This is a genomic window from Synechococcus sp. 63AY4M2 (assembly GCF_002760475.1).
Taxonomy (GTDB): domain Bacteria; phylum Cyanobacteriota; class Cyanobacteriia; order Thermostichales; family Thermostichaceae; genus Thermostichus.
Genome location: NZ_AXUX01000001.1, coordinates 3,016,409 through 3,026,836 on the forward strand (window position 1 = coordinate 3,016,409; position 10,428 = coordinate 3,026,836).

10 protein-coding genes and 1 tRNA gene are annotated in these 10,428 nt (G+C 60.7%); 4 read left to right on the forward strand and 7 right to left on the reverse strand.

The window, feature by feature from the left end:
• The first annotated feature begins 648 nt into the window (after nt 1-648).
• Both petE and SYN63AY4M2_RS13390 read left to right on the forward strand, forming a co-directional pair.
• Complete coding sequence (gene petE / locus SYN63AY4M2_RS13385; RefSeq protein WP_011430443.1) at nt 649-1,059, forward strand: plastocyanin; 411 nt, start codon at nt 649-651, stop codon at nt 1,057-1,059.
• A gap of 151 nt (nt 1,060-1,210) precedes the next feature.
• On the forward strand, nt 1,211-1,441 hold the full coding sequence (locus SYN63AY4M2_RS13390; protein ID WP_011430442.1) for a hypothetical protein: 231 nt from the start codon (nt 1,211-1,213) through the stop codon (nt 1,439-1,441).
• A 39-nt stretch (nt 1,442-1,480) separates the two neighbouring features.
• On the opposite strand, the gene SYN63AY4M2_RS13395 is transcribed toward SYN63AY4M2_RS13390, so the two are convergent.
• Nucleotides 1,481-1,693 carry a DUF2997 domain-containing protein gene (locus tag SYN63AY4M2_RS13395; RefSeq protein ID WP_011430441.1) on the reverse strand — a complete coding sequence of 71 codons (213 nt, stop codon included), beginning with the start codon at nt 1,691-1,693 and terminating at the stop codon, nt 1,481-1,483.
• An 88-nt stretch (nt 1,694-1,781) separates the two neighbouring features.
• On the opposite strand from SYN63AY4M2_RS13395, the gene SYN63AY4M2_RS13400 reads away from it, so the two are divergent.
• On the forward strand, nt 1,782-2,831 hold the full coding sequence (locus tag SYN63AY4M2_RS13400; protein WP_011430440.1) for a potassium channel protein: 1,050 nt from the start codon (nt 1,782-1,784) through the stop codon (nt 2,829-2,831).
• 18 nt (nt 2,832-2,849) lie between these two features.
• On the opposite strand, the gene SYN63AY4M2_RS13405 is transcribed toward SYN63AY4M2_RS13400, so the two are convergent.
• The 6 genes from SYN63AY4M2_RS13405 to SYN63AY4M2_RS13430 form a co-directional block, all read right to left on the reverse strand.
• Nucleotides 2,850-3,518 carry a PHP domain-containing protein gene (locus SYN63AY4M2_RS13405; RefSeq protein WP_011430439.1) on the reverse strand — a complete coding sequence of 223 codons (669 nt, stop codon included), beginning with the start codon at nt 3,516-3,518 and terminating at the stop codon, nt 2,850-2,852.
• A gap of 142 nt (nt 3,519-3,660) precedes the next feature.
• Nucleotides 3,661-4,821, reverse strand: coding sequence for an alanine--glyoxylate aminotransferase family protein (locus SYN63AY4M2_RS13410; RefSeq protein ID WP_011430438.1), 1,161 nt, complete (start codon nt 4,819-4,821; stop codon nt 3,661-3,663).
• 30 nt (nt 4,822-4,851) lie between these two features.
• Nucleotides 4,852-4,923 (reverse strand) — tRNA-Cys (locus SYN63AY4M2_RS13415).
• Between the two features lie 272 nt (nt 4,924-5,195).
• Nucleotides 5,196-6,455, reverse strand: a complete 1,260-nt coding sequence (locus SYN63AY4M2_RS13420; RefSeq protein WP_011430437.1) for a CO2 hydration protein — start codon at nt 6,453-6,455, stop codon at nt 5,196-5,198.
• A 53-nt stretch (nt 6,456-6,508) separates the two neighbouring features.
• Nucleotides 6,509-8,026 (reverse strand): NADH-quinone oxidoreductase subunit M, encoded by a 1,518-nt coding sequence (locus SYN63AY4M2_RS13425; protein ID WP_011430436.1) that lies wholly within the window; start codon nt 8,024-8,026, stop codon nt 6,509-6,511.
• A gap of 13 nt (nt 8,027-8,039) precedes the next feature.
• Nucleotides 8,040-9,899, reverse strand: coding sequence for an NAD(P)H-quinone oxidoreductase subunit F (locus tag SYN63AY4M2_RS13430; RefSeq protein WP_011430435.1), 1,860 nt, complete (start codon nt 9,897-9,899; stop codon nt 8,040-8,042).
• 265 nt (nt 9,900-10,164) lie between these two features.
• Between SYN63AY4M2_RS13430 and SYN63AY4M2_RS13435 the strand changes: the two genes are divergently transcribed.
• The gene (locus tag SYN63AY4M2_RS13435) at nt 10,165-10,350 is read left to right on the forward strand and encodes a hypothetical protein (protein ID WP_240527649.1); all 186 of its coding nucleotides are present in this window, start codon (nt 10,165-10,167) and stop codon (nt 10,348-10,350) included.
• Nucleotides 10,351-10,428 lie beyond the last annotated feature (78 nt).

Genomic DNA, 10,428 nt, shown 5'->3' on the forward strand with positions numbered 1-10,428 from the left:
TGCTTAAAGACTAGAGCGGCTTGTCCCTCTCCCGCATCGGCGACCCTACGGATTTTGGCCGGCAAGGCACTCCCAGTTTTTCAGAGATGGCCGGTTTTCTCTCCGAGATCCCACGGGCGAAGGATCGCCGCCTTGCGGTGAGAGCATGCCTCTAACCCCCAAAACCCTGAACTTTGCTGAATTTACTGAGCTTTAGGCGGTTTGGCAAAAGTCATTGAGAGGGATATAGTAGACCAAGTTTCCCCCTGATCCTTGAGTCCACCGCAACGGTTGCCGGGAAGTGAAGGGGGAAAGCGCTCGGGGGGTATTCCTCAGGGCTTTGCGGGATACCGCCTTCCTGCTCAGAGATAGGCAGGATGCGATCGCTTCTTTCCTGAACCATGTTCAGGAGAGTTCAGCGTGAATGTATCAGGCAACGAGAAAGGTAGAGGCTCGAGGCAATCTCGTCGCCCGATCCCTCCCTGTGGCCTTGCCGTCTGGAACAGCCCCTCGCTCTAGCAAGGGAATGGGTGTTCCTGTTCCGCCTTAAGATCCTAAGATAGGAGTTGAACGTCCCTGCTGGACTGGGTGCCTTTCCTTTACAACTTGGAAAGGGGGGGCCCAGCCGCAGAGGCGGGGGCGACGGCCGTTACGTTTTGAGAGGAATCCATGTTGTTCATTTTTAACCTAGCGAAGCGTCTGCAGCGCATCCTCCTCGCTCTCGTAGTCGGGGTGGCTGCGGTAGCTTTCCTGTCCAACCCTGCTGCTGCTGAAACCTACACGGTCAAGATGGGCTCTGACAAGGCCCAGCTCATTTATGATCCCCCCACCCTCACCATCAATCAGGGAGATACTGTTCGGTGGGTCAACAACAAGGTCTATCCTCACAACGTTGTCTTTGACAAGGTACCTGGTGGCGATGCGGCCCTGGCAGCCAAGCTGTCCCACAAGGCCCTGCTCACTGCTCCCAACCAAGTGGTGGAATCGGCCTTTGTCGATGTCCCTCTGGGTGAGTACACCTACTACTGCACTCCCCACCGGGGGGCTGGCATGGTCGGCAAGATCATCGTCAAGGGCTAGGCTGGCGCTCCAATTCCACTTCTCTGGTTGCTTTTTAAGAGGGAGATTCCGGCTCTGGCTTGCTGGCATGGGATCCCTGCCCGTAGCATAGAAAGTAGCCCTCTCGAGAGTGGGAGGGCTTTTTCGCGAATAGACGTTAGACAGGTTCCCCATGACCACCAGTGTTAAAGGCTACCTGCTCCTGGCCGTTTCCTGCATCAGTGCCATTGCCGCTGTGGGTTCGATTTTCGAGTTGGCTTCCGGTGAGCCGGATTTTGGCGTCGGCCCCACCAGCATTATCTTGATCGTCGCTGCTCCCTTGGCGGTTTGGCTGTTTCAATCGGCAGTTGGGGCGGCACGAGCCAGCGGCGCTGCCGGCAAGGGGGGCAAGAAGCGAAAGTAGGCAGGTAGATACGGGAAAACTGGGGGGAAGGGGATGGAGTCAGCGGGTTTGCTGTAAAGAAACTTGTGATTCTATCTCGGCTTCTGCTGGCTGATGAAACTCCGGCAACAGCTTTCGTTCTTGCACCGTTCCAAGGGCTGCTTCTAGCTCTGCCGTGGCTAGAGTACAACTGGAGCCAGATCCGTTCAATACGGTCTCGGTCACCTGTCCTTTTTTGTCGATCCGATATTCCACCTTGATGTACTCGGGCATCTGCACTCCACTCGCTGCTGCTCAACAACTGACTTTCTCCTACCCATTGTAGTTCTCGCTTTTTCCCCGCTCGATCTGGCTGGGCCGTATGGCTTCTGCTCGTCCCCCGTTTCCTCCTGCCAAAAGGGATCCTGGTATCCAGCGGGATCTGAGTTTGGGAGTAGGGGCGCTGCTGGGCGTTGTCCTGATCGGCACCCTTTGGTACCACGGGGTGGAGCAATGGCCTTGGGTGGAAGCTTTTTACATGAGCGTTATCACCCTAACTACTGTGGGCTTCATGGAGGTGCAGCCGCTGGGGGATCGGGGGCGCTTGTTCACGGTGGCCTTGATCCTGATGGGGGTCTTGAGCATCGGGTTCATGGTGAACCGCTTTACAGAGGCCCTCATCCAGGGGCATTTTCAGGAAGGGATCCGGCAGCGGAAGTGGAAGAAACAGATGGAAGCGCTGAACAACCACTACATCGTCTGCGGTTTTGGGCGCATTGGGCGACAGGTGGCCCAGGAGTTTCAGGCAGAGGGGGTGCCCTTTTTGGTGATCGATCAATCGGCCGAGGCAATTCAGGTGGCCCAAGAGCTGGGATATGTCGCTCTCCAGGGAGACAGCACTCTCGATGCCACCTTGCTGGCGGCGCGGGTGCAGCAGGCCGAGGGGTTGATTGCCGCCCTCTCCAGCGATGCCGAAAACCTCTATGTGGTGCTGTCGGCCCGCACCCTCAACCCTCGTATCCGCACCATTGCCCGCGCCAACACGGAAGAGGCTTTGCAAAAGCTGCAGCGAGCGGGCGTTGCCCACGCCATCTCTCCCTTCATCACCGGTGGAAAACGGATGGCAGCGGCTGCCCTGCGCCCCCGCGTGGTGGACTTTGTGGATGGGATCCTGTCGGGTCGAGATCGCACTTTTTACTTGGAAGAGTACGAGCTGGCGGCGCAAGAATGCCCCTATGTTGGCCAGACCCTGGGGAAAGCCAATCTAAGGGCGCGATCCGGCGCGTTGGTGGTGGCAATTCGGCGAGCCGATGGCCAGCTGATTGGCGGCCCCAGCGGTGACACCCTGTTGCAACCGGGGGATCTGCTGCTGTGTATGGGCACGGCCGAGCAGTTGCGCCGCCTGGGCCAGTTGCTCTATCCCCGCCCCTAGATGGGCTGGACAAGTCGGCTAGATACGCCTGAGGATGCTGGGGCCGTGGGAGTCGGTGCCGCAGGTTTTCAAAAGTCCGTAGGTCTCTGCCAGCTTTTCCCCAATCGCCGCCTCCTCTGGGCTGGGAGCCCAAATGTCGGGGTTTTTGTAGGCGTAGTAGACCTCAAGGCCATCCAGGCCCAACTCCACGGCTGCCGGCACCAGCTCTTCCGCAGGCAGCCAGTAGCGAAAGGGATGGGCCAACACCGCCAGGCCGCCTGCTGCTTGAATGGCCCCAATGGCCTCAGCGGCGGGCAGGCCGGGAACTTGCTCCCCCTGGATGTAGGGATCCAAAACAGGATCCGCCGGATCGAAGCCGTAGCCAAGAATATGCACCTCGCAGCCCAGCAGGTTGGCTGTAATCTCGATCCCCGTCCATAGCAGGGGGTCCTCGGGGCGATCCAGATAGGCTTGCGCTTGCTCGTAGCCCTTCAGGGTGTGGTGATCGGTGATGGCCAGGCCCTTGAGGCCGTGCCGGCGCGCCTGCTCCGCCAAGTCTGCCGGATCCATGCGCCCATCGGAGCAGCAGGTGTGCAGGTGAAAGTTGTACTGCAGCGGGCAGGAGAGAGGGCCGATCCCCTGCAGCACCCGCCGCAGCTCCGCCGCCGAGGCAGTTTGACAGGGATCCCGTTGCAAACTAACCAGCATGTCAACCCTTGGGTTGGGAACAGATAGCTCTCCAGAGCAGTCGACTCTGGAATTTTATCTTTTGTTAAGAACGCTCACCCATTCTAGCCAGGGCAAGGGAGGGGCGCCAGGTGTCAAGAACTACAGAATGGGCAAGGGATCCCTAGGGGCTTGCCAAGATCTCCTCGGCCGCCTTGATGGCCGCTCCAGGAGGGAAGTCGCCATAACCCAGCGTGTGCAGGGTCGACTCCAGGGCAGCCAGCGTGGTGAGAATGTCGCGGTCGCTCACAAAGCCCAGATGGCCGATGCGGAAGATCTTGCCCTTGAGGTGGTCTTGACCGGCAGCAAGGGCGATGTCGAAGCGTTTCTTCAGGGTGCTGCGGAGGGTATCGGCGTTGATCCCTTCAGGCGCCAGCACAGCAGTTACCGAGGGGCTGGCTGCCGACTCCGGGTTGACCAAAAGCTTCAGCCCCAGGGCCTTGACGCCGGCGCGGGTGGCCTGGGCCAAACGGGCGTGGCGGCGGCAGATGGCTTCCAACCCTTCGGCCCGCATCAGGCGCAGGGTTACCTGCAGGGCATAAAACAGGTTCACCGCGGGCGTAAAGGGAGTGGTGCCCTGGCGCAGGGCTTTTTGGGCCAGTTTAAAGCTCCAGTAGTACTTGGGAAAGCGAGAGCGCTCGGCAGCAGCCATGGCCCGCGGGCTCACCGCCACAAACCCCAGCCCGGGCGGGATCATGTAGCCTTTCTGGGATCCGGAGGCCACCACGTCTAGGCCCCACTCGTCCATAGGCACCGGCATGGCCCCCAAACTGGTGACCGCATCCACAATCACCAGGGCTTCTCCGTGCTCGCGGGCAGCAGCCGCGATAGCCTGCACATCGTTGGCTACGCCGCTGGAGGTTTCCGAGTGGGTGAGGATGACCGCCTTGATGGTCTTCTCCCGGTCGGCGGCCAGCTTTTCTTGGAAGACTTCGACAGGATAGGGCACGCCCCAGGGGGTCTCTATCCGCTCGCACTGCAGGCCAAACTGCTCCGACATCTCGGCCCAGCGCTCGCCAAACTTGCCGTTGACCCCCACCAAGACCCGCTCCCCGGGGCTGAGGGTGTTGAGGATCCCGGCTTCCATGGCCCCGGTGCCGCTGCAGGCAAAGACAAACACATCGGAGGTGGTCTGGTGCAGCCAGCGCAACCCCTCCGTCACCTCTTCCAGAATGGCGCTGAACTCTTGGCTGCGGTGCTCGATGGGCCCCCGCGCCATGGCCAGCAGCGCACTCTCGGGAACGGGAGTGGGGCCGGGGATCATCAACATCAACTTGTCTTTCATGCGGGTCCCGCTGGGGATGTCAGGTTTGAGAGGTGGCGGCCAGATTCGAACTGGCGCATAGAGGTTTTGCAGACCTCTGCCTTACCACTTGGCTACGCCACCCTACTCCTCAATCGGACAAAACATTGTATCCGAAAATGGGATCCCGCTTCCACTTGCTGCAGCCAACGGCAACAGCGCTCGGGTTCGCTAGGCATCGACAATAGCTTGGTAGCCCCGTACTTGAGTGCGGGGCGAAAAAGCCCTTGAGCCACTTTAGTTGCTTCATAGTTAGTACAGAGCTTCTCCAGGAAAACAACCTACTGCGGTGCAAAACCCGCGCGGCAATAACTAACCTGGAGGAACTTAAGTCCGAAGTAAGCAGAACTTTGAGGTTATGCCTCAAAGGACTGTCTAGGGGCGTCTTGACAGCGCCTTCGCGAGTCCATCTTGGGCTGCGTAAGAATCCGCTGGGTGGGAGTGTCAACTTCTTCTTGTACCCTCAGCAGGCGGGATCCCAGCAGCCGCTGCAGCCAGGGGGCGAGAAACTCGCGATTGGCCAACTGCTGCTGGGGATCCTGGGTTTCCAGAGGAAAGGGGGCAAGGGCCCGCAGGGCGGCGGTGGTAACACAGAACATGGCCTTTTGGAAGCTGAGGCAGATTTTCACCCGCAGGTCATCTTCCCCGCGCGGCTGGCGGCGGTAGTGCTCCCGCAAATAGCCAGGCAGGTGGCGCATCATATCCTGCATCAAGAGAGTAGGGGGGATCCCGGCGCTCCCCACCGGCAGCGGATCGGCATACAAAGCGCCGTAGGCGAAGTCCGCCTGCTCGGCCGGGATCTGGTGGGCCTGGGCATTGTAGGAGACGGTGCCCATGAAGGGAAAGGAGCGGAAAAACACAGCTTCCACGTAGGGCAGGGCCGTATCGGGCAGGAAGGTCAGCCCCGCCGACAGGGGGATGATCTCGTAGCGGCGGCCCCAGATGCAGGGGGCGTAGGTGATGGGCTTGTTGGCAGCTGCCACCAACCCCTGCTGAATGTGGGCTACTACGTCGGGAAGCGTGAGCTGCGGTTCGCTCTCGCGGCGCTTGGCCAAGGCCAGGAAGATATCGCTCATCACCCGCCAGAACTGGCCCAGGCCGCTGTACATGGCCAGCATGCGCACCTGTTCCAGCGCAAAGTCGGGGCAGAGGAAGTTGAGGCCCTGCAGAAGGGGGTTGAAGCGGAACTTGGCCCGGATGGCCACCTTGGCCCGCTCGACAAATTCGGGAGTATCCAGATAGCGATCGAGGCCTCCCCCTCCATGCCAGAGCATGGCTTTCATGCAGTATTCGGCAAACTCGTAGTTGATGCGGTCATGCCAGAGGTAGCGCAGCCATTTGCCCAGGGTGATTTCGCCGTTGAAGTACTTAAAAACTGGGAAGAGCTCCAAAAATTGGTGGTCGGCTATGAAGATCAAATTCTGGGAGTAGGCATCCAGCACCTGGCCGTAGCTGTGGAGGATGCCGATGACCTCCAGCCGGTTGCTGGAAGAATCCGGCACAAGGGCTCCCCCTGCTTCTAGGCGTTGGACGATGGGAGCCAGTCGCCGTTGCTCTAGAGGATCTAAGCCAGCCAGAAAGAAACAGGAAGGAGCGGGAACAAGGGTGGCCGTCATGGGAGAAGGAGGGGTTGAGACAACAACAAAAACTCAGTCGTATCACTAAATCGTCACAACGAAGAGAACCCAGGCTCGAAAGCAGTGGTCGGCCCGCCTGCTTCGGCAAGATTGAGGGCCGCCGGCTTGGCCAAATGGGCGGCGGTGGACTCCACCCAGTGGGTTGCCCAGGCAGGCTGGAGGCCAAGCACCACCACCAGCGAGGCCAAAACTACAGCAGGCAGGCGTTCTCCCGTGGCGCGTCGTTGCATGGCAATGGCCACTTCCGAGAGGCGCCCGAAAAAGACGCGGTTCACCATCAGCAAAAAGTAGGCCGCCGTCAATCCCGTCCCCACCATGCACAGCAACGTCTGCAGGGGGAAGACGGGGAAGCTGCCCCGAAAGAGGGTGAACTCGGCAATAAAGCCCACCAGGCCGGGCGTGCCGCCGCTGGCCATCACCCCCAACACCATCAAGCTGCCAACAAGTGGCAGGCCGCGTTCTGGGTTGAGCAATCCCCGCAGCCGCTTGAGATCCCGCGTGCCGGTGTTGGCGTAGACAGCACCCACCAGCAAAAACAGCAGCGAGGAAATCAGCCCATGGCTCACCATCTGGAAGACGGATCCCACCAAGGAGAGGGGGGTGGCCGCCGCCGTGCCCAGGAGAATGTAGCCCATGTGGGCAATGGAGCTGTAGGCCACCAGCTTTTTCATGTCTTGCTGCACCAAGGCGTTCAGGGATCCATACAGCACATTGGCCACCGCCCAACTGGCCAGCCACGGCCCGGCTTGCTCCCAGGCATCGGGCAAAAGCTGCAGGCCAAAGCGCACCAGGCCATAGGTGCCCAACTTGAGCAAGAGCCCCGCCAAGAGCACAGAAATGGGGGTGGAAGCCTCCACGTGGGCGTCCGGCAGCCAGGTGTGGAAGGGCACCAAGGGGATCTTGATGGCCAGCCCCAGCAGGATGGGAATGAGGATGAGAATCTGGGGCAGCAGCGGCAAGGGGTGGGCCTGCAAAACGGTGTAGGTAAAACTGTGGGCGTCGCTCAGCCAACTGAGGCCGAAAAAGCCAATCAGCAGAAGCACCCCCGAGAGGGCGGTGTAGACCAAAAACTTGGTGGCGGCATAGGTGCGCCGCGGCCCGCCCCAGATGGCAATCAGCAGATAAAGGGGAATTAGCTCGACTTCGTAGAACAAGAAAAACAGCAGCAAGTTCTGGGCCAGAAAAGCCCCCACAATGGCGGCTGCTAGCAGCAACACCAAGCTGTAGTAGAGGCGGGGCCGCTCCACCGGGCCGCTGGCCCAGAGGGCAATCAATACCAGCAAGCCGGTCATCACCACTAGCGGCAGGGAGATCCCGTCCACCCCCAGCTCGTAAACCAGGCCCAACTGCGGGATCCAGGCCATCTGTTCGGCCATCTGGATCCCTTGCGCTTGGGGATCAAACTGCAGCAGCAGCCCCAAGCTCAGCCCCAACCAAGCCAGGCCGAAGCCCAAGGCCAAACTTCGGTGCAGGCCCTTCCCCGCTTGCTCGGGGATCAGCCCCACCAGCAGGCCACCCAATAGGGGGATCCCGATTAGAAGGCTGAGCATGGTTCCTCCCGTCTCAATAGGCCAATCCCACCAGGGGCGAGCGCAGCAGCCAAGCGGTAACCACCACGACCCCGATGACAATGAGCAACACGTAGAGCTGCATCCGCCCCGACAGGGTGTACTTGAGGGCTTCGCCGCTAAACCAAAAAGCCAGGCTCACTCCGTTCACCAGGCCATCCACCCCGTTGCGATCCAGCCACTCCAGTCCGCGGGAAAGGGCGCCGACCGGCTGCACCACCAAAGCCTGGTAGAGCTGCCCGGTGTAGAAATCCTGCGCCAACAGATCCTGCAGCTCCGGCCAGGGTAGGCGCAGCCGCCGCCGGCCCCCCCAGTACAGCCAAGCACCAACACCGGCCCCCAGCAAACCCGAGGCCGCCAGCAGAGCCGCCATCTGCTGCAGCTCTGGGATCCAACCGGGATAAAGCCCCCAGCGCCAAAACAGCCAGGGCATGAGCAGGTTCTGCACCGTCAGAATGACCATGGGCAGGGCCATCGGCCAGCCCACCTCAGGGGCACGGCGCGTCTTGGGCTGCGGGGATCCCAAGAAGACCAGGCCAAACACCCGCGCCAGGTTCAAAGCCGTCAGCCCATTCATCAGCAGCAACACCCCCAACAGGGCCGGCTGCAGGGCGCTGTACACCAGCGCCAGGCGGATTAGGATCCAAAAGCACCCCAGGGGCAACAGGGCCACCATCCCCAGGGATCCCACAGCAAAGGCGGCCACCGTAGCCGGCATGCGGCCCCCTAGGCCCCCCAGCTCCGTCAGATCTTGGGTAGAAGTGGTGTAGATGAGGGATCCCACCCCCATAAACAGCAGCGCCTTGGCCAGGCCGTGCAGCAGCAGCAGCTCCAGCGCCAAATCCGGCTGCCCCGTCCCCACCGCCCCAAACACCAGGCCCAGGTAGGCGCTGGTGGAATAGGAGAAGGTGCGCTTGAGATCGATTTGCGCCAAGGCCACCAGGGATCCCCCTACGGCTGTGATGGTGCCGATGGCCACCAGCACCCCATCCGTGAAAGGGGAGAGGGCCAAGACTGGCTGCAGCTTGATGAGGACAAAAGCTCCAGCGGCCACCACTGCCGAGTTGCGCAGGATCGAAGCCGGGTTGGGCGCCTCCATGGCCTCATCCAGCCACAGGTGCAGCGGGAACTGGGCGCACTTGCCCAGCGGCCCGGCAATCAAAGCCAACCCCATCAAGGCCGCCCAAGTTGGATCCAAGCTGGCCGTAGCCGCCCAATCGCGCAGGCCGGAAAAGGTCAAGGAGCCGGAGAAATTGGAAACCGCCACCACCCCCATCAACAGCAGCAGGTCTCCCACCCGTTTGGTGAGAAAAGCATCCCGCGCCGCCGTGACCACCAGCGGCTGGGCGTACCAAAAGCCCACCAATAAGTAGGTGGAAAGCGTGAGCATCTCCAGCAGCGCGTAGCTGAGAAACAGCGAATCGCTGAGGGCGATCCCCGTCATCCCCCCCTCAAAAAAGCCCATCAGGGCGGCAAAGCGGCCCAACCCCCAATCCTTGTCCAGGTACCCCAGGGCGTAGATCTGGGCCAGCAAGCTCAAGCCGCTTACCCAGACCACCGCCCCCAGCGTCAGAGGCGAGACCTCCAAAGCCAGGGACAAGTCCAAATCGGCCACCCGAAACCAGAGGTAGTTCAGGAGCTGGGGATCCCGACCCCAAACTTGTCGCAACAGCCAAAAGCTATGAGCAAGGGCCGCAAAGGTCAGCAGGATATTGAGGTAGGCTGCCGGACGTGGGCCACTGCGCTTGATCCAGCCAGCGGCCCAAGGAAGAGCCAGCGCTGTCCCTACCCAGCCATAAAAGGGGAGACACCAGGCGCTCTCTGGCCCAATTGCCCAGTCTTCAAAACCCGCCATCTGCTGCTTGCAACAAGTAGTTAAGCATTTTTTAATGAACAGCTACAGTCCAATATACAATATAATATTAGGAGTTTTCCAGCGGCAGCGTCTCTCCCCACTTGGACACAGCTTCTGCCTCTGCCTAGGCAAGCAGGCGGCGCCCTTAGATTCTTTGAGCTCCCGGTTCTTTTGGACAGAAAATGGCGGCGCTCCGAATACCTTGCCCAGACCCCGGCTGGGGCTATCGCGGATTGGCGCCAGGGGGAGTGAGACCCCTCACCGATTGATTCTCCTCTTTAGGCTGGGCAGCCCTCCTGACCACAGCCAGGACTATCGCCTGCAAGCCGAGGTGTGGCACGAGGTGGAAGCTTGGGGATCCCCCTGGTGGCTGCAGTTGGATCCCCGCCATCAGAACCTCTGGGGTACTCCCGCCACAGCGCAGCTTGGCGGGATGGAGGATAGGCGGTGAGACGAAGGGGTTCAATGCCCCTGAGTCTCACAATCTGGGCGTTGCCTGCTGCTCGACATACTTCTTCAACTCCTCAAC